Raw genomic sequence first — 323 nt, forward strand, 5'->3', positions numbered from 1 at the left:
AGTGTTGTGAAGGTGGGGGTGAATAAAGGGTAGCGTAGAGAGATGAAGGGGGTGATGGCGGGGCGGTGAGTTGTGGAAGAAGGAGGAGTGATGGGAGGAGTGTGGTAGGTGGGGAAGAAGAGGGTTGAGGTGGAGGAGAAGGGCGTTCGGGAGATTGAGGGGGATGAGGTGGTGGTGAAGGTGTGGGGAAGGGGGATGAGGGTGGAGGGGGGGGGTGAGGTGGGGCGGGATGGGTGGGGGCGTAGCGGATGGGGGGGATGAGTGAGGGGAGGTTGGGGGAGTGGTGAGGCGGGGAGTAGTGGGAGGGATGGGGGTGGAGGGAG

The 323-nt window shown here is 63.5% G+C and carries 1 protein-coding gene; it reads left to right on the top strand.

Annotated elements, in window-relative coordinates:
* Positions 1-108: 108 nt before the first annotated feature.
* Positions 109-261 (top strand): hypothetical protein, encoded by a 153-nt coding sequence (locus tag FS507_RS17825; protein ID WP_186314755.1) that lies wholly within the window; start codon positions 109-111, stop codon positions 259-261.
* The last annotated feature ends 62 nt before the right edge of the window (positions 262-323 follow it).

The organism is Corynebacterium glyciniphilum AJ 3170, from assembly GCF_007673095.1.
Lineage (GTDB): Bacteria > Actinomycetota > Actinomycetes > Mycobacteriales > Mycobacteriaceae > Corynebacterium.